At 70.8% G+C, this 16,514-nt stretch carries 17 protein-coding genes and 1 pseudogene; 13 read left to right on the top strand and 5 right to left on the bottom strand.

Going from position 1 to position 16,514, the window contains the following annotated elements:
- The 5 genes and pseudogenes from BQ8420_RS32700 to BQ8420_RS13460 form a co-directional block, all read left to right on the top strand.
- A pseudogene (locus tag BQ8420_RS32700) lies at nucleotides 1–188 on the top strand (sensor histidine kinase); the annotation flags it as partial.
- The gene (locus BQ8420_RS13475; protein ID WP_087098967.1) at nucleotides 163–822 is read left to right on the top strand and encodes a response regulator transcription factor; all 660 of its coding nucleotides are present in this window, start codon (nucleotides 163–165) and stop codon (nucleotides 820–822) included. The pseudogene BQ8420_RS32700 and the gene BQ8420_RS13475, both read left to right, overlap by 26 nt.
- Nucleotides 823–1,008: 186 nt before the next feature.
- Nucleotides 1,009–1,713 (top strand): 3-oxoacyl-ACP reductase FabG, encoded by a 705-nt coding sequence (gene fabG, locus BQ8420_RS13470; RefSeq protein WP_087098964.1) that lies wholly within the window; start codon nucleotides 1,009–1,011, stop codon nucleotides 1,711–1,713.
- A 33-nt stretch (nucleotides 1,714–1,746) separates the two neighbouring features.
- On the top strand, nucleotides 1,747–2,511 hold the full coding sequence (gene fabI / locus BQ8420_RS13465) for an enoyl-ACP reductase FabI (protein WP_087098962.1): 765 nt from the start codon (nucleotides 1,747–1,749) through the stop codon (nucleotides 2,509–2,511).
- An 88-nt stretch (nucleotides 2,512–2,599) separates the two neighbouring features.
- Complete coding sequence (locus BQ8420_RS13460) at nucleotides 2,600–3,361, top strand: SDR family NAD(P)-dependent oxidoreductase (RefSeq protein WP_087098960.1); 762 nt, start codon at nucleotides 2,600–2,602, stop codon at nucleotides 3,359–3,361.
- Here the strand turns inward: BQ8420_RS13460 and BQ8420_RS32695 are convergent.
- Nucleotides 3,312–4,004: a serine hydrolase gene (locus tag BQ8420_RS32695; protein WP_369825505.1), complete on the bottom strand. Its 693-nt coding sequence runs from the start codon at nucleotides 4,002–4,004 to the stop codon at nucleotides 3,312–3,314. The two genes, BQ8420_RS13460 and BQ8420_RS32695, sit on opposite strands and share 50 nt — an antisense overlap.
- On the opposite strand from BQ8420_RS32695, the gene BQ8420_RS32690 reads away from it, so the two are divergent.
- Nucleotides 3,947–4,186 (top strand): TetR family transcriptional regulator C-terminal domain-containing protein, encoded by a 240-nt coding sequence (locus BQ8420_RS32690; RefSeq protein WP_235006165.1) that lies wholly within the window; start codon nucleotides 3,947–3,949, stop codon nucleotides 4,184–4,186. The genes BQ8420_RS32695 and BQ8420_RS32690 overlap by 58 nt on opposite strands.
- A gap of 9 nt (nucleotides 4,187–4,195) precedes the next feature.
- On the opposite strand, the gene BQ8420_RS13450 is transcribed toward BQ8420_RS32690, so the two are convergent.
- Both BQ8420_RS13450 and BQ8420_RS13445 read right to left on the bottom strand, forming a co-directional pair.
- Nucleotides 4,196–6,025, bottom strand: a complete 1,830-nt coding sequence (locus tag BQ8420_RS13450) for a helix-hairpin-helix domain-containing protein (RefSeq protein ID WP_087098956.1) — start codon at nucleotides 6,023–6,025, stop codon at nucleotides 4,196–4,198.
- A 116-nt stretch (nucleotides 6,026–6,141) separates the two neighbouring features.
- The gene (locus tag BQ8420_RS13445; protein ID WP_087098954.1) at nucleotides 6,142–6,669 is read right to left on the bottom strand and encodes a MarR family winged helix-turn-helix transcriptional regulator; all 528 of its coding nucleotides are present in this window, start codon (nucleotides 6,667–6,669) and stop codon (nucleotides 6,142–6,144) included.
- 101 nt (nucleotides 6,670–6,770) lie between these two features.
- Between BQ8420_RS13445 and BQ8420_RS13440 the strand changes: the two genes are divergently transcribed.
- Nucleotides 6,771–9,038: an LLM class flavin-dependent oxidoreductase gene (locus tag BQ8420_RS13440; protein WP_087098952.1), complete on the top strand. Its 2,268-nt coding sequence runs from the start codon at nucleotides 6,771–6,773 to the stop codon at nucleotides 9,036–9,038.
- Here the strand turns inward: BQ8420_RS13440 and BQ8420_RS13435 are convergent, their stop codons facing one another.
- Nucleotides 9,039–9,992 carry an aldo/keto reductase gene (locus BQ8420_RS13435; RefSeq protein WP_200815924.1) on the bottom strand — a complete coding sequence of 318 codons (954 nt, stop codon included), beginning with the start codon at nucleotides 9,990–9,992 and terminating at the stop codon, nucleotides 9,039–9,041.
- Between the two features lie 310 nt (nucleotides 9,993–10,302).
- Between BQ8420_RS13435 and BQ8420_RS13430 the strand changes: the two genes are divergently transcribed.
- The 5 genes from BQ8420_RS13430 to BQ8420_RS13410 all read left to right on the top strand — a co-directional run bounded on the left by BQ8420_RS13430 (nucleotide 10,303) and on the right by BQ8420_RS13410 (nucleotide 14,257).
- On the top strand, nucleotides 10,303–11,142 hold the full coding sequence (locus tag BQ8420_RS13430; protein ID WP_087098948.1) for an undecaprenyl-diphosphate phosphatase: 840 nt from the start codon (nucleotides 10,303–10,305) through the stop codon (nucleotides 11,140–11,142).
- 70 nt (nucleotides 11,143–11,212) lie between these two features.
- Entirely contained in the window at nucleotides 11,213–11,953 is a 741-nt protein-coding gene (locus tag BQ8420_RS13425; protein ID WP_087098969.1) for an MSMEG_4193 family putative phosphomutase, read from the top strand.
- 62 nt (nucleotides 11,954–12,015) lie between these two features.
- Nucleotides 12,016–12,603 (top strand): DUF3090 domain-containing protein, encoded by a 588-nt coding sequence (locus tag BQ8420_RS13420; protein WP_087098946.1) that lies wholly within the window; start codon nucleotides 12,016–12,018, stop codon nucleotides 12,601–12,603.
- Between the two features lie 3 nt (nucleotides 12,604–12,606).
- The gene (locus BQ8420_RS13415) at nucleotides 12,607–13,383 is read left to right on the top strand and encodes an SCO1664 family protein (RefSeq protein ID WP_087098944.1); all 777 of its coding nucleotides are present in this window, start codon (nucleotides 12,607–12,609) and stop codon (nucleotides 13,381–13,383) included.
- A 70-nt stretch (nucleotides 13,384–13,453) separates the two neighbouring features.
- Nucleotides 13,454–14,257 carry an HAD-IIA family hydrolase gene (locus BQ8420_RS13410; protein ID WP_087098942.1) on the top strand — a complete coding sequence of 268 codons (804 nt, stop codon included), beginning with the start codon at nucleotides 13,454–13,456 and terminating at the stop codon, nucleotides 14,255–14,257.
- 85 nt (nucleotides 14,258–14,342) lie between these two features.
- Here the strand turns inward: BQ8420_RS13410 and BQ8420_RS13405 are convergent, their stop codons facing one another.
- A complete protein-coding gene (locus BQ8420_RS13405) occupies nucleotides 14,343–14,726 on the bottom strand; it encodes an RNA polymerase-binding protein RbpA (RefSeq protein ID WP_087098940.1) in 384 nt (127 codons plus the stop codon).
- 587 nt (nucleotides 14,727–15,313) lie between these two features.
- Here BQ8420_RS13405 and BQ8420_RS13400 point away from each other — a divergent pair.
- On the top strand, nucleotides 15,314–16,514 hold a 1,201-nt coding region (locus BQ8420_RS13400; protein ID WP_143847238.1), incomplete at its 3' end, for an ATP-binding protein.

Genomic DNA, 16,514 nt, shown 5'->3' with positions numbered 1-16,514 from the left:
CTCTGGCCGGTGGTGAGGTCAGCGCGGGTCCCTGCCCCGACGGCGGATGGCGCCTGCGCGCTATGTTGCCGGTGGAGGAGGAACCGACCGCTCCACGAGCGGAGGAGACCACCGACTCCGCGTCGCACGACGCAACGAGAACAGAGGAAGAGGGCACCGAGGGTGATCCGTACGCTCCTGGTCGATGACGAGATCCTGGTCCGCTCCGGACTGCGGATGATCCTGGAGTCCGCCCCGGACATCGAGGTGGTCGGGGAGGGAGGTGACGGGGAGGAGGCCGTGCGCCTGACCGAGGAACTGCGCCCCGACGTGGTCCTGTTGGACATCCGGATGGCCGGCATGGACGGACTGGCCGCCGCGGAACGGATCACGGCCCTGCCCGAGCCGCCCCGCGTGGTGCTGTTGACCACCTTCGACCTGGACGAGTACGTGCACAGCGCGCTGCGGGCCGGGGCGGTGGGGTTCCTGCTCAAGGACACCCCGCCACGGGACCTCATCGGCGCGGTGCGCACCGTTGACGAGGGGCACGCCATGCTCTCGCCCAGCGTCACCAAACGCATGCTCGAACGGTTCGCCTCACCCGCACCCGCCGACTCCGCGGCCGGACGGGAGGATGCCCTGCGCCGGCTGTCGGTGCTGAGCGAACGCGAACACCAGGTGTTGGTCGCGGTGGCCGAGGGCAAGTCCAACGCCGAGGCGGGGCGGACCCTGGGCATGCGGGAGACCACCGTCAAGGCGCACGTGAGCCGGATCCTGGCCAAGCTGGAGATGTCCAACCGGGTCCAGGCGGCCATCCTCGCCCACGACGCCGGCTGGGCCTGATCGGGGCCCACCGTTGGACGAGTCACCCTTTATCACATGCCGAGCGCTTTGTGGGTGTTCGTCGTCGATCACACCTTTGACCTCGGTTGCGGCTACCGGCTGGTAGCTCGGTACGCTGCAAGGCGATCCCCACCCGAGCAACACACATCGTGGCTGTTCACGGCCACCAGAGAATGAGGAGCCCTTATGTCGCGTTCGGTACTGGTCACCGGCGGCAACCGCGGAATCGGCCTGGCGATCGCCCGTGAACTGGCCGCGAACGGCGACAAGGTCGCGGTGACCTACCGCTCCGGCGAACCCCCGGAGGGGCTGCTGGGGGTTCGTTGCGACATCACCGACTCCGCCCAGGTCGACTCCGCGTTCAAGGAGGTCGAGGAGACCCACGGTCCGGTGGAGGTCCTCGTCGCCAACGCCGGCGCCAACAAGGACCAGCTTCTGGCCCTGATGAGCGAGGACGACTTCTCCTCCGTCCTGGACACCAACCTCACCGGTGCCTTCCGCGTGGCCAAGCGCGCCGTGCGCGGCATGATGCGCAAGCGCTTCGGTCGTGTGGTCCTCATCTCCTCCGTGGTGGGTCTGCTCGGCTCGGCCGGCCAGGCCAACTACTCCGCCTCCAAGGCCGGTCTCGTCGGCTTCGGGCGTTCCCTGGCCCGCGAACTCGGTTCGCGCAACATCACCGTCAACGTCATCGCCCCCGGTTTCATCGAGACCGACATGACCGGCGCCCTGCCCGAGGACCGCCAGGCCGAGATCAAGAAGAACGTTCCCCTGGGCCGCTTCGGTGGCACCGACGACATCGCCAAGACGGTCTCCTTCCTCGCCGGCCCCGGCGGTGACTACATCACCGGCGCCGTCATCCCGGTCGACGGCGGCCTCGGCATGGGCCACTGACCGACCGACCGGCACCATAAAGAACGGACCGCCATGGGAATCCTCGACGGCAAACGCATCCTCGTCACCGGGGTGCTCACCGACTCCTCCATCGCCTTCCACATCGCCCGCCTGGCCCAGGAACAGGGTGCCACCGTCGTCCTCACCGGCTACGGTCGCCTCGGCCTGGTGCAGCGCATCGCCAAGCGCCTGCCCGAGACACCCCCGGTCCTGGAACTGGACGTCACCGACGACGAACACCTCGCGACCCTGGCCGATCGGGTCGGTGAACACGTCGACGGACTCGACGGCATCGTCCACTCCATCGGCTTCACCCCACAGGGCGCCCTGGGCGGCAACTTCCTCAACACCGAGTGGAACGACGTCGCCCAGGCGATGCACACCTCCACCTTCTCCCTGAAGTCGCTCACCACCTCCCTGCTGCCCCTCATGGACCGGGGCGGATCGGTGGTCGCCCTCGACTTCGACAACAGCGTCTCCTACCCCGTCTACGACTGGATGGGCGTGGCCAAGTCCGCGCTGACCTCCACCGCCCGCTACCTCGCCCGGTACGTGGGTGACAAGAACGTGCGGGTCAACCTGGTCTCCGCCGGTCCACTGAGCACCATGGCCGCGCGCAGCATCCCCGGGTTCGACGAACTGGCCGAGCACTGGCCCGAGCGTGCCCCACTGGGCTGGGACGTCAAGGACCCCGAGCCCGCGGCCAAGGCGGTCGTGGCGCTGCTGTCCGACTGGTTCCCCGCCACCACCGGCGAGACCGTGCACGTCGACGGTGGTTTCCACTCCACCGGAGCCTGACACGGAGCAACGCGGGGGCGGGCGGCGCGATGACGCGCCGCCCGCCTTGTAGCATCGGGGCGGCCGAGTCGAACGGAGAAGGTGGGACATGGATCTGGGACTGTCGGGGGCCAAGGTCGTGGTGACCGGGGCCAGCAGGGGGATCGGCCGCGCCATCGCCCAGGTGTTCGCCGCGGAGGGCGCCGACCTGGCCCTGTGCGCCCGAACCCCCGAACCACTGGAACGGGCCGCCCGTGAACTGGGCGAGACCGGGGCCGAGGTCTTCAGCCGGGCCCTGGACGTCACCGACCACGACGCGCTGCCCGTCTTCATCGAGGACGCCGTCGCCGCGCTCGGTGGATTGGACGTACTGATCTCCAACGTCTCCGGCGGCAGCGCGCCCACCCCCGACCAATGGCAACGCGGCTTCGACGCCGACCTCATGCCGTTCGTGCGCCTGACCGAGGCCGCCAAGCCCCACCTGCTGCGCTCCGCAAGGGGCGGGTCGGTGGTACTGGTCTCCTCCACCTCCGCGCTGCACGTCACCCGCCCCGCCGGAGCCCGCTCCTACGGAGCGGTCAAGGCGGCGCTCAACCACCACGCGTCCTCATTGGCCCGCGAATGGGCGCCCAAGGGCCTGCGCGTCAACACGGTGTCCCCGGGGCCCACCGAGTTCCCCGGCGGCGGCTGGGAGCGACGCCGCGAGAACGACCCGGAGTTCTACGAGAGCATCCGCGAACGCGTCCCCACCGGACGTCTGGGTCGCCCCGAGGAGGTCGCCCGCTCGGTGGCCTTCCTGGCGAGCCCGGCCGCCACCTACGTCACCGGACAGAATCTGGTCGTGGACGGCGGTTTCCTCGACCGCGTCTGACCACGGCCACCCCGCGCGCACCGTTGGTCACCGACAACGCCACCGTCGCCGCCACGGACGACGCGGCGAACAGGCTCCACGCCCACGCCATCCACCGCCGTCGGGCACGGCCCCGACGCAGGTGGGCCGCGGCGGCGACCGCACCCGCCACGGACAGTGGAATCGCGGCGGTGACACCCCACACCAGGGCCGGCCCCCAGGGGTTCGTTCTCGGTTCGACGGGGGTGTCGCCGCCGGTCAGCAGGTGGGCCAGACCGAATCCGACCGCCTGGATCTCTCCGTCGCGCAGTTGGTCGTAGCCGTTCTGGAGCACCACCACCGCGCGCTCGCGTTCGGGCAGCACGAGCATCATCGCCGCGAACCCCGGGGTGGAGCCGCCGTGCCAGACCACGGGTTCGTCCACGCCCGGCACGGGCGCGTCCCACCAACCCAGCCCGTACTCGCGTCCGGGGGAGCGTTCGACGGCACCCGTGCGCGCCTCGCCGAGGACAGCCGCGTCCAGGATCGGCGGGTTCTCGACGAGCTGTAGTCGGGCGAAGGCCGCGCGGGCCTTGGACAACCCCCCGCCTGGCGGAGGTCGACGCCTTGACCGCCGAGGACACGCACGCCCAGATCGCACGCGCGGTCCGCAACGGCTTCGAATGCGGTGAGGTCGACCCGGAATCGGACCCCGACGTGGCCGCCGCGCGCCTGGCCGCCGTGGCCGAGGGGCCGGCCATCCAGGTGCACCGTGGCAGCTCCGAGGCCGCCACGCGTGCCCGAGCCGCCGTTCGAGCCGAGGTCGACGCCGTCTTCAGCGGCGAGTGCCGCCAGTACACCCGCTGACCTGTCGGGTCAGCCCTCGCGCAGGACCTGGACCAGCCTCGTGGTGCGTTCGGGGGCCAGGTTCTCGCGTACACCGCTCTCCAAGGCGCCGTCGGTGGCGTCCACCACCGACACGTGCCGCACCGCGCGGGTCAACGCCGTGTACACCTGGGGGCGCGACACCGGGACCTGGGGCGGGAACACCGTCACCACCGCCGGCCACCGGCCGCCGTGCGCGGCGGCCACGGTGACCGCCCAGCCGTGGCGCAGCGCCGACGGGTCATGGACCTTCACCCGGGTGCCGTCGGCCAACTCCACCACGGCGCCGTCGGCGAACTCGCGCAAGTACCCGCTGTCGCCCGGGCCGTACCCCGGCCCCGCCGCGGTGAGCAGGACCCGGTCGCCCGGGTCGAAACCACCGTGCGCGCCCGCGCCCGGGTTCAACCGTTCCTTGCAGGCGGCGTTGAGCGCGCGCGCCCCGGCTGGTCCGTCGGCGCGAGCGGTCACCACCTGCACGTCCTCGACGGCGATGCCCAGGGCGCGCGGGATGGAGTCGGTGAGCAGCTGTGTCACGCGGTGCGCGGCCTCCTCGGCGGAAGCGGCCGGAACCCGCACCACCTCGCGGTCGGGCGCCGTCACCTCGGTCCACTCGCCCGCGGCCACGGAGGTGGCCAGGACCCCGAGCGGGCCGGGCGCGGACTCGTCGGCCAGGGCCGCCACGTGCGCGGTACGGGAGGCGGCCACGTCGACCACCACACGACCGGGGGTGGCGGAGGGGGCCTCGTCGGGGTCGGCGAGCAGCACCAGGTGTGCTCCCTCGGCGCACGCCGACACCAGTTCGGCCATCCGGGAGGTGCCCACCGACATGGATGCGCACAGGACCACGATGCCAGCCTCGACCGGCGCCCGATCGAGCAACGCGGCCAGGGAGACCACACGGAGCGGTCCTTTGGCGTTCGCGTCGGGGTCGGTCTCCCCGGTGTCCGTGTCGGCGTTCGCGTCGGCCTGTCCGGCGTCCGTGTCCGCATTGGTCCCCTCGGTCGCCGTCGCTTCGACGACCCGCGCCAGGTCGGCGTTGACGGCCGCCGCGGTCTGCGCGGTGGGGGCGGCCACGGCGATGCCCACCTCGCTCTCGGTGGCGATCGCGGCCAGGGCGTGCAGGGAACGGGCCACCTCGGCATGGTCGCCGGGCCCGTGCCGCACCACGGTGACCGGGCGCAGCGCCATCGTGACCAGGGCCTCACGGGTCTGCTCCGACAGGTCGAACCCGCCGCGCTCGGCCGCCGCCTCCACTGTCTCGGCGGCGGTCAGGGAGTCCATCACCGGATCGTTCGCGCCGATCAGCCGGGCCAGTTCGGCGCCCAGGCGTTGTTCGGAGTGCCCGAGGTCGTGCAGGGCGTAGAAGCGTTCGGGGTCGGGCAGGTCGGGGACGCCGCCCTCGGCGAAGTCGAAGTCGTCGTCGGACTCGTCGGTGCTCTCGAACAGCGCCGCCTGCTCGGCGGTGACGGCGGCCTCCATGGCCGCCATGGGGTCGGCCACACCCAGTTCGCGGACCATGGTGGCCAGACGCTTCTCCTCCACCGCGGTGTGTCCGCGGCCCGCGGCGGTATGCAGGGTGTGCCGCACCAGGGCGGCCAGCCGACGCGGGTCGTCGGGCCGGGTGCCTTCGCCCAGATGCTTGCGGGCGCAGAAGTCGGCCTGTTCCCGGGTCACGCCGGGAAGACGCAACAACAGCCAGGGATCGGCGTCCAACGCGGCGGCGGACCGTGGGCCCAGCTCGGACACCAGGCCCGGTGCGAGGGTGCGCGGGGCACCCATCCGGTCAAGGACGGCACTGACCTTCTCGACGGCCTCGGACACCGGTTCCCCTCGTCAGGTGGTGGGTGGTTTCCGGGTGAGCCTATCGACTCGCGGCGACGTTCCGGTGCGGGGTCGGCCGGGCCCGGCCAACCCCCTTGACGGCGAGGAGGTGGTGTTCAGGCGTGATCGGGAGCTGTTCGGACGTTCTCCGGTGCCGGCGAGACCACCTGGAGGACCGCCTTACAGGGGTCGGTCTCGGGTGCGCTGAGCCGGATCGCGTCCGCGGCGGTCGCGGCGGCGGCCCGGAAGTGGTCGCGCTGTCGCGGGGGGAGCCCGCTCAGCAGCCGATCCTCCACGTGCGTGACCAGTTCCTCGGCCTGACGCAGCACGGAGAGCCCGTGATCGGTGGGGCACACCCGGCGCACTCGGCGGTCCTTGGAGTCGACCCGGCGCCGGACCAGCTCGGCGGCCTCCAGGTCGTCGAGCAGATAGGTCATGACGCTGCGGTCGATGAGGAGTCGTTCGGCGAGAGCGGCCTGGGTGGGGGGCTCGCCCGCGGCGACCGTGGTGAGCACGTGGAAGCCGCGGCTGCCGTGCGGCAGGTCGGCCAAGGCTTGTTCGACGTGTTCGTGCCAACGGCGGAGCAGGACGGCCAGCGACCACCCGAGGTCGGGTCCGGGGAGGTCCTCCGAGGTGGCGCTCATGGGATCACGATACCAGGAACAGTTTGTCCGTCAGATATGTTGTGAACATTATCGTTTTGTCCACAAACGATTTCGGCCCCCGTCGCGTTCGAGGAGTATCGATGACCGACTACGGACACCGCCTGGAGTTCGGCACCTTCATCACGCCGACCGCCCAGGACCCCGAACGCGCCGTCGGACTCGCCGAGGTGACCGAGGCCGCGGGCCTGGATCTGGCGACCTTCCAGGACCACCCCTACAACCCCGCCTTCCTCGACACCTGGACCCTGCTGAGCTGGGTCGCCGCCCGAACGGAACGTCTGCGCGTGGCGGGCAACGTCGTCAACCTGCCCCTGCGGCCTCCCGCCGTCCTGGCCCGTGCCGCCGCCAGCCTGGACCTGCTCTCGAAGGGGCGCTTCGAGCTCGGTCTGGGCGCCGGCGCCTTCTGGGACGGGATCCACGGCATGGGCGGCGGACGTCGTACCCCCGGACAGGCCGTGGACGCCCTCTCCGAGGCCCTCGACCTCATCCGCGAGGTGTGGGACACCGACACCCGCGGCGGAGTGCGCACGCGGGGCGAGCACTACTCCGCCCACGGCATGAAGCGCGGCCCTCGCCCCCACCACGACATCGGGATCTGGCTGGGCGCCTACAAACCCCGCATGCTCCGTCTGGTCGGCGCCAAGGCCGACGGCTGGCTGCCGAGCCTGGGCTACCTCGACCCCGCCGACCTGCCCGAGTCCAACCGGATGATCGACGACGCGGCCGAGGCGGCCGGACGCCACCCCCGACAGATCCGACGCCTGCTCAACCTCTCCGGCGCCGCGTTCTCACCCGCGGACCGGGGCTTTCTCCAGGGCCCGCCCGAACAGTGGGTCGACCAGCTCCTGCCCCTGGCGGTCGAACACGGGGTGGCCACCTTCATCCTGGGCACCGACGACCCGCGCAGCATCGACATCTTCGGCGGGGAGGTGGCCCCGGCCCTGCGCGAGGCGGTGGACCGCGAACGCGCCACCGCCGGTACCCCCACCGGGCCGGCCCGAGCTGCCGCCACGCTCACCGCCCGCCGCCCCGGCATCGACTACGACGGCGTTCCCGACTCCCTGCGCGAGGGCGCGGTCGAGCCCGGCGACAAGGCCTACCGGGGCCTGCGACACGGCTACATGCAGCACGGTCGGCCCGGCCTGGTCCTGCGCCCCGACGAACCCGCACAGGTCGCCGAGGCCCTCGCCTACGCCCGCGAACAGGACGTGACCCTCAACGTGCGCTCCGGCGGACACGGGATCAGCGGCGCCTCCACCAGCAACGGTGGGGTGATCATCGACCTGGGCCGGATGAACGGGATCGAGGTCCTGGACGCCGGTTCCGGACTGGTGCGACTGGGCGCCGGCGCCCGCTGGGGCGACGTCGCCGACCGGCTCGGCGCGCACGGACTCGCCATCAGCTCCGGCGACCACGGGGGAGTGGGCGTGGGCGGGATCGCCACCACCGGCGGCGTCGGCTACATGTCCCGCGCGCACGGGCTCACCATCGACAACGTCGTCGCCGCCGAGATGGTCACCGCCGACGGAAGGCTCCTGCGCGTGGACGCCGACCACCACCCCGACCTGTTCTGGGCGGTGCGCGGCGCGGGCGCGAACATGGGCGTGGTCACCGCGGTGGAGGCCCGGGCCGCACACGTGGACACCGTGGTGCTGGGGCAGTTCACCTATGAGGCCTCGGCCACCGCCGCGTTCCTCCGCACCTGGGGAGAGATCGCCGACGCCGCCCCGCGCGAGGTCACCGCGTTCCTCACCCTGGGCGGGGGACAGGCGGGCCAGGGGCCGGTCGCGCAGGCGATGGTGGTGTACGCGGGCGACGACACCGACGCGGCCGTCACCGCGCTGGAACCCTTCCTGAAGGCCGGACCGGTCCTGGACCAGCGCGCGCAGCTCGCGCCCTACCCGGCGCTGCTCGTCGCGCACCAGGATCCGCACCAGGGCGCCGGAGTTCCCGTCTCCCGTTCCGGTCTGGTGGGCACCATCACCGATACCATCGCCGAGATCATCGCGGGGATGGTCGCCTCCGGGGACTCCTTCTTCACCCAGTTCCGCCAGGTCGGTGGGGCGGTCAACGACGTCGCACGCGACGCGACCGCCTACGCCCACCGTTCGGCGCACTTCTCGGTGGCCGCGCTCGGTCGGCGCGCCGACCGCTTGGACTCTCGCTGGTCGGCGCTGGAAGGCGAACTCCAGGGGATGTACCTGAGCTTCGACACCCGAACCGGACCCGAGGTCCTGGCCCAGGCCTTCCCCGAACCCACCCTGGGGCGGTTGCGCGAGATCAAGGCCGAGTACGACCCGGAGCAGATCTTCCGCCACAACTTCCCGATCCCGCCCTCGGCCGGCTGATCAGCGTCCGGGGCCGGCGGTGGCGTCGTCCAGAGCGTCCCTGATCTTGGGCGGCAGCTCCACGCTCTCCACCGACAGGATCTCCTCCAGTTGGGGGAGGGTGCGCGGCCCCACCACGGCGGACGCGATCCCGTCCTGGTCGCGCGCCCAGCTCAACGCAACCGCGAGCGGCGACACGCCCAGGCCCTCCGCCGCGGTGCACACCGACTCCACCACCCGGCGGCTGCGGTCGTCCAGATAGGGCTCCACGTAGGGCGCCATGTGCGGGAAGGCCGCCCGGGAATCCGACGGGACCCCGTTGCGGTACTTGGCGCTGAGCACGCCACGGCCCAGCGGGGACCAGGCGATCAGATGGGCGTCGCTCGCCGCGGTCGCCGGCCTCAGGGCGTGGTCGGCGGACCGGTTGAGCAGCGAGTACTCCGTGCCCGCGCTCACCAACGGGACCCGACCCGACCGGGCGCGCTGCCAGGTCGCCAGGGTCGCGAACTGCCAGGCCTCCAGGTTCCCGGTGCCCACGTAGCGGGCCTTGCCGGAGGTCACCGCCGCCTCCATCGCGGACAGCGTCTCCTCCGGCGGGGTGTGCGGATCGAACACGTGCAGCTGCCACAGGTCCACGTAGTCGGTCTGCAACCGCCGCAGGGAGGCGTCCAGTGACGCCAGTAAGTGTCGTCGGGAGGCGTCCACGGGCCGGTACCCCTCGGGGGTGTGGCCGCTCTTGGTGGCCACCACGACGTCCTCGCGCCGCACGGCCCCGCGCAGCAGCCGGCCCAGGATGCGTTCGCTCTGTCCCCCCGTGTAGATGTCCGCCGTGTCCACGAGCGTGCCGCCCGCGTCCGCGAACGCGGTGAGCTGCTGCCCGGCCTCCTCCTCGGAGGTGTCCTTTCCCCAGGTCATCGTGCCCAGAGCGGTACGAGACACCCAGAGTCCTGATCTGCCCACCTGTCGCTGTTCCATGCGGCGGAGATTACCCTGTCCTCCCTGCGGAGAGGGGGGTCGGCCGTTTCCGGCCCCGCTCATCGGCGCTTCGGGGACCGGGCCACCAAGACGTGATGTTCCGGACAGATTCCCGTAGGCCGCCGGACATCGGTAGTTGACCGAGCGGAGGTCGGGGGTACACCTTGGCTGCGTACTGTCAGCGCAGTCCGGTCCGGGGCCGAGGTGCGACACGCGACGTGTGACGCGGCCCCAGTCGATCGCGTCCCACAGAAAATTCCGGTGCCCACGCCCTTTTCAGGGCTTCCCTGAACACGAAAGTCCGAGCCGCGTGTCCATTTTCGAGGCGGTCGTTCTCGGCCTCATCCAAGGACTCACCGAGTTCCTGCCCATCTCCTCCAGTGCCCACCTGCGTGTCTTCGCGGCGTTCTTCAACTGGCCCGATCCGGGTGCGGCGTTCACCGCGGTGAGCCAGATCGGCACCGAACTCGCGGTGATCCTCTACTTCCGCAAACGCATCTGGGCGATCATCTCCGTCTGGAGCCGGTCCCTGTTCGACCGCGAACTGCGCGGCGACATCAACGCCCGTATGGGCTGGTACATCATCATCGGCACCATCCCGATCGGTGTGCTGGGCCTGCTCCTGGAGGACCAGATCGAGGGGGTCTTCCGCGACCTGCGCCTGATCGCCCTCAACCTCATCATCTTCGGCATCATCCTCGGTGTCGTCGACCACTTCGCCCGCCGTCAGAACGAGATCGAGGACCTGAACCTCAAGCGCGGCCTGACCTTCGGTCTCTTCCAGACGCTCGCGCTCATCCCGGGCGTCTCCCGCTCGGGGGCCACCATCACCGGTGGTCGCCTGCTGGGCTTCACCCGACCGGCCGCCGCCGAGTTCGCGTTCCTGCTCGCCCTGCCCGCCGTGTTCGCCTCCGGGCTGTACAAGATGCTCGACATCGGCGGCGACGAGTACGCGGGCTGGGGCGCCACCGTCATCGGCACCATCGTGGCGTTCGTGGTCGGCTACATCGTCATCGCCTGGCTGATGAAGTTCATCAGCACGCACAGCTTCATGCCGTTCGTGTACTACCGCATCGCACTGGGCCTGCTCATCCTGGTCCTGGTCTACTACGGTGCGCTCGCCCCGGCGGGCGGAGCCGGGGTCGGCTGACGGTCGTCGGGATCGACCGCCTCGCGCGGCCGGTCCCGACACCGTCCACACCAGGACCTAGTCTGTGCTCATGGCGACACCGGCGCAGACCAAGGACACCCCGCCCGCCCCCGAGGCGGTCACCCTCCTGCTCGTACGGCACGGGATGACCGACGCGACCGGCCCCCGGTTGGCCGGACGGGCCCCGGGGGTGCACCTCAACGACACCGGCCGGAGCCAGGCCGCCCACCTGGCGGAACGGATGGAGGGGTTGACCCCCGCCGCCCTGGTCTCCAGTCCGCTCGAACGCTGCCAGGAGACCGCCCAGGCCCTGGCCGAACGGCTCGGCGTTCCCATCACCACCGACGAACGCTTCATCGAGTGCGACTACGGAAGCTGGACCGGGCGCTCCCTCACCGACCTGGCCGCCGAACCCCTGTGGCGGGTCGTGCAGGACCACCCCAGCGCCGCGCGCTTCCCCGGCGGGGAGTCCCTCGCCGCCGCCTCCGCCCGCGCCGTGGAGGCCGTCCGGGACTGGAACACCCGGCTCTCGCAGGCCGCGACCCAGGACCCGCCCGTGTACGTGGTGTGCGGCCACGGCGACGTCATCAAGGCGATCGTCGCCGACGCCCTCGGCATCCACCTGGACCTGTTCCAGCGCCTGCGCGTGGACCCCTGTTCGGTCACCTCCATCACCTACACGCGCACCCGCCCCTTCCTCAATGGGCTCAACGACACCGGACGCCCCCTGGCCGGAGTGTTGCCCACCGCGGCCGAGGCCAAGGGCGACGCCGCCGTGGGCGGCGGCGCGGGAGTACCCGACACCGAGTGACGTCCACCGCCGCCTCCCGGGTGAATCGTCCCGAGTCACCGATATCCCGTAAGGTTGGACCCATGCCCGTCTTTCAGTTCAACCCACCGGAACGGTTCATCGCGGGAACCGTGGGCCAGCCTGGGGAACGCACCTTCTTCCTCCAAGCGGTGGGCGAGGGTCGTATAACCAGCGTCGCGCTGGAGAAGGCCCAGGTGGAGGCCCTGGCCGGCCGTATCGAAGAACTGCTGGAAGAGGTGCACCGCCGTTTCGGTGCCCCGCCCGGTGACGACTCGACCCCCGAGGACGAGGGCCCTCTGGAACAACCCATCGAACAGGACTTTCGCGTGGGCACCCTGGCCCTGGCCTGGGACGCCGAGGCGGCCCGCGTGATCATCGAGGCCCAAGAGGTCGATGAGTCCGGCGTCGAGGAACTGGTCGAGGACGACGACGAGGAAGAGGAGCTGGAGGTCTTCGCGGAGGAGGCCCCCGCCCACCGTGACGTCCTGCGCGTCTACCTCACCCCCGGTGAGGCGCGCTCGTTCGCGGGCCGCGCCCTGAAGGTGGTCTCGGCCGGGCGCCCCGACTGCCCCCTGTGCGGTCGTCCGCTGGACCCGGCCGGTCACATCTGCGCGCGCCAGAACGGCTATCGCCCGGACCGTCTCGTCTGATCCATGAACGCCGACGACACCACCGAGGGCCGGCCTGCCCCGGCCGACTTCGACGGGATCGACCCCGCCGAGGGCGTCGATCTGCTCCGTAAGGGCGACCTGACCGTGCGGGGTCGCCTGACCGTGGCCTCCAACACCACCCTGTACTGCACCGTCTCCGACGGTGACCGTTCGGCGGCCTGCGTGTACAAACCGGTGACGGGGGAGCGGCCCCTGTGGGACTTCCCCGACGGCACCCTGGCCGGGCGCGAGGTGTCCGCCTACGCGGTCTCCGAAGCGCTGGGCTGGTCCGTGGTGCCGCCGACCGTGCACCGCGTCGGTCCCTACGGCGAGGGCATGGTCCAGTTGTGGGTGCACGGAGACACCACGGTCGACCTGGTCGAGCTGTCCAGACGGACCGATCACCGGGGCCTGCGCCGGATGGCCGTGCTGGACGCGGTCATCAACAACTCCGACCGCAAGATCGGTCACCTGCTGCCCACCCCGGGTGGACACTTGTACGGCTGCGACCACGGGGTGTCCTTCGCCGAGGAGTACAAGCTGCGCACCGTGCTGTGGCAGTGGCAGGGGCAGACCCTCACCGAAGAGGCCCTACAGGCCCTGAGCCGGTTGGGTTCCCGCCTGCGCGACGCCGACGACCCGCTGTCGGTGGAACTGGCCCGGCACCTGACCGGTCCGGAGGCCTACGCGGTTCGCGCCCGGGTGGATCTGCTCGTCCATCACGGCATCCACCCCTACCCGGCCCCCGACTGGCCCTCCGTCCCCTGGCCGCCCGTGTGAGCAGCATCAAGTCGTTCGCGGGGTGTTACCGGGGAGTAGGAATGGTGTTCCACCGCCGGACACCGGCACAATGGGGCTCGTGAGCAATGAGTGGAACTACCTTTTCGACATGGACGGCGTGCTCGTACGCGAGGACCACCTGATCCCCGGGGCCGACGCGGTCATAGCGGAGCTGCGGGAGCAGCAGACCCCGTTCATGGTGTTGACGAACAACTCCATCTACACCCCGCGCGACCTGCGTGCTCGACTGCTCAACTCGGGGTTGGACATCCCGGAGGAGTCGATCTGGACCTCGGCGCTCGCCACCGCCCAGTTCCTGCAGACGCAGCGCCCCGGCGGTTCGGCCTACGTCGTCGGCGAGTCCGGTCTGACCACCGCCCTGCACAACATCGGGTACGTGATGACCGACCGCGATCCCGACTACGTGGTGCTGGGGGAGACCCGCACCTACAGCTTCGAGGCCATCACGCGGGCGATCCGTCTGGTGCGCAACGGTGCCCGGTTCATCGCCACCAACCCCGATGAGACCGGACCCAGCGCCGAGGGCCCGCTGCCCGCCACCGGTGCGGTCGCGGCGCTCATCGAGAAGGCCACCGGACGGCGCCCCTACTTCGTGGGCAAGCCCAACCCGCTGATGATGCGTTCGGCGCTGCGCCGTATCGGCGCGCACTCGGAGAACACCCTCATGGTCGGCGACCGGATGGACACCGACGTGCTCAGCGGGCTCGAAGCCGGTCTTCAGACCGTGCTGGTGCTGTCGGGGATCTCCGGTCGGGAGACCGCCGACCAGTTCCCGTACCGTCCCACCCGGGTGATCGGGTCGGTCAAGGAGCTGGTGGGCAGGACCTCCGACCCCTTCGGCGACCTGGGATAGATCGGGTTCCCGACTACCGGGGAAGGCCCGGTACGAACACGACGGGGGCGGTGGACCGATGGTCCACCGCCCCCGTGGCGTCGTGTCAGGCGCTCTGTCGCTGTTTGGCGAGCTCCTCCACCTTGGCCGCCTCTTCGCGGCGGCGGGCGCGGAGCAGTGCCAGGCGCTCGGCGAGGACCTCTTCGAGGTCCTCCATGCTGCGTCGTTCGAGCAGCATGTCCCAGTGCGTGCGCACCGGCTTGGTGTTCTTGGGCTCCTCACCGTTGCCGTCTCGGCGTAGGGCCCGGTCGCCGCAGAAGCGGCATTCCCATTCGGCGGGGATCTCCGCCTCGGTCGCGAAGGTGACCGAGAAGCGGTGGCCCCGCGTGCAGTCGTAGGTGACTTCCTGCCGGGGAGCCAGGTCGGTGTTGCGGTCGTTCTCGTAGCTCGTCGCCCCGAGCCGGGTGCCGCGAAGTGCTCGCTCGGCCATCGTGTGGGTGCCTCCAGGCGCTCGTGCGGTCTCGCGGGGTGTAACGCGTTCGTCCACGTCAAGATTCCCCGACTGTCACGGGTCGAACCTCTTCGGTGGGTGCGGGAAGCTCGTGGGGGCCGGGGGACCGGCCTCGCCGACCCTTCCAGTGATTGTGATCTGCACCACTATAGGGGTGATGTCGGTGGCTCCGCGCGGTGACGCGTGTGCCGGGGTGCGACCCGGTGCCGAATCGTCCAGGGGCCCGTTTTCGACGAGCGGCGCTTTCGTCCTGTAGGCGCAGTTCAAGATGGGCGTGAACGAGTTTCACATAATGGTCGAAACGCGCCTTATTCCGACATCGCTGGGGCTGCTGTGGTGCCGGTGTCCCTTGTGTGCAAGGGGTCCGTGAGTCCGGTTTCGGGTAATTCCTTCTTCATTCCCATGGCATAGGCGTCGGTCCGGCTGGGTGGTAGGTTTGCTCGCTGTGTGTCTGAAAGGCCGGATTATTATTGTTTTTCCGGCCTTTTTCGCGCATCTTCGCACGTGGATCGCGGGTGGCTTCGGTCGTGTCCCGCGACATGTACAAAGAGTGACGACGGAGCCACATGACTGCTGAGATCCCCCACGACGGCGGTGCACCACCGTCGCGTTCCACCGCACCGCGATGGCTCCTGCTCCTGGCCCCCGCACTTCCGGTCTGGGGGTGGGCCCTGTGGGCCGCCCACCCCGAGGCCCTCCCGTCCGTCCTGACGGCCGGCGCGCTCACCCTCGTGCTCGGGGGCGCCCTCGCCCTCCTGCTGGCCACGCGCGATCGCCGCGTCGAGACACTGCGCTCCCAGGTCGAACAGGTACGGGCCGAGACCGCCGCCCTGGCCTCGGACACGCTGCCGCGCCTGGTCGAACACCTGCGCCAAGGCGACTCCGCCGAGACCGCCCTGCACCGTGTCACCCTCCCGGACGACCCCGGCACCTCCGCGGTGCTGCGTCTGGCCGCCACCGAGATCGCCGTCGCCGAACGCCGCCGCTCCGCCGCCATGGCCGCCTGCGCCACCGCCGCCGGCCGGGTCCAGGCACTGACCACCACCGTGCTCGCCGACCTGCGCGGGATGCAGGAACGTCACGGTGGCTCCGAGGACGGGAACGAGATCCTCGGTGATCTCATGCACCTGGACCACACCACGGCGCAGACCGGTCGTATGGCCGACGGCATCGCCGTCCTGACCGGAGCCCGCTCCGGTCGCCGCTGGAGCCGCTCCATCCCGATGGAGAGCATTCTGCGCGGTGCCATGAGCCGGATCGGCGCCTACCGCCGGGTGCGCACCCACAGCGTTTCCAATCTGGCCGTGGCCGGTTTCGCCGCCGAAGGGGTCATCCACGCCCTGGCCGAGCTGCTCGACAACGCCGCCAAGTTCTCTCCGCCCACCGCCGAGGTCCACGTCCACGTGGAGGAGGTCCAGGCGGGAATGGCCATCATGGTCGAGGACGGCGGCCTGGTCATGGGCGACGAGGCCCTGCGCCGTGCCCGCCGGACGGTCGAGAGCGGTTCGGACATCACCACGATCTCCGGAACCCGCCTGGGACTGGCGGTCGTCGGAAGGCTCGCCCAACGCTATGGGCTGTCGGTCTCCTACCGTTCCTCCTCGCGTGGGGGCACCGCGGTGGTCCTGCTGCTGCCGCAGCGCATCGTCAAACCGCTGCCCGTACCGACCACCCCCGCGCCGATCACTCCCGCCCCCGTTCGGAGAGTTCCCGAAACACACCCGTCCGCTATTCCCGCCACGTCGACCGGTTCCGACGAGCCCGCCC

This window comes from Nocardiopsis sp. JB363 (assembly GCF_900143625.1).
Taxonomy (GTDB): domain Bacteria; phylum Actinomycetota; class Actinomycetes; order Streptosporangiales; family Streptosporangiaceae; genus Nocardiopsis.
The sequence above is the reverse complement of the archived record's forward strand: the minus strand, read 5'-3'. Positions and strand labels throughout refer to the sequence as shown.

What these genes read in the sequence shown, in the direction of transcription:
- fabG (WP_087098964.1), top strand. Translation starts at nt 1,009, where the DNA reads ATGTCGCGTTCGGTACTGGTCACCGGCGGCAACCGCGGAATCGGCCTG.
- fabI (WP_087098962.1), top strand. Translation starts at nt 1,747, where the DNA reads ATGGGAATCCTCGACGGCAAACGCATCCTCGTCACCGGGGTGCTCACC.
- BQ8420_RS13460 (WP_087098960.1), top strand. Translation starts at nt 2,600, where the DNA reads ATGGATCTGGGACTGTCGGGGGCCAAGGTCGTGGTGACCGGGGCCAGC.
- BQ8420_RS13445 (WP_087098954.1), bottom strand. Translation starts at nt 6,669, where the DNA reads ATGAGCGCCACCTCGGAGGACCTCCCCGGACCCGACCTCGGGTGGTCG.
- BQ8420_RS13440 (WP_087098952.1), top strand. Translation starts at nt 6,771, where the DNA reads ATGACCGACTACGGACACCGCCTGGAGTTCGGCACCTTCATCACGCCG.
- BQ8420_RS13435 (WP_200815924.1), bottom strand. Translation starts at nt 9,992, where the DNA reads ATGGAACAGCGACAGGTGGGCAGATCAGGACTCTGGGTGTCTCGTACC.
- BQ8420_RS13425 (WP_087098969.1), top strand. Translation starts at nt 11,213, where the DNA reads ATGGCGACACCGGCGCAGACCAAGGACACCCCGCCCGCCCCCGAGGCG.
- BQ8420_RS13420 (WP_087098946.1), top strand. Translation starts at nt 12,016, where the DNA reads ATGCCCGTCTTTCAGTTCAACCCACCGGAACGGTTCATCGCGGGAACC.
- BQ8420_RS13415 (WP_087098944.1), top strand. Translation starts at nt 12,607, where the DNA reads ATGAACGCCGACGACACCACCGAGGGCCGGCCTGCCCCGGCCGACTTC.
- BQ8420_RS13410 (WP_087098942.1), top strand. Translation starts at nt 13,454, where the DNA reads ATGGGGCTCGTGAGCAATGAGTGGAACTACCTTTTCGACATGGACGGC.
- BQ8420_RS13405 (WP_087098940.1), bottom strand. Translation starts at nt 14,726, where the DNA reads ATGGCCGAGCGAGCACTTCGCGGCACCCGGCTCGGGGCGACGAGCTAC.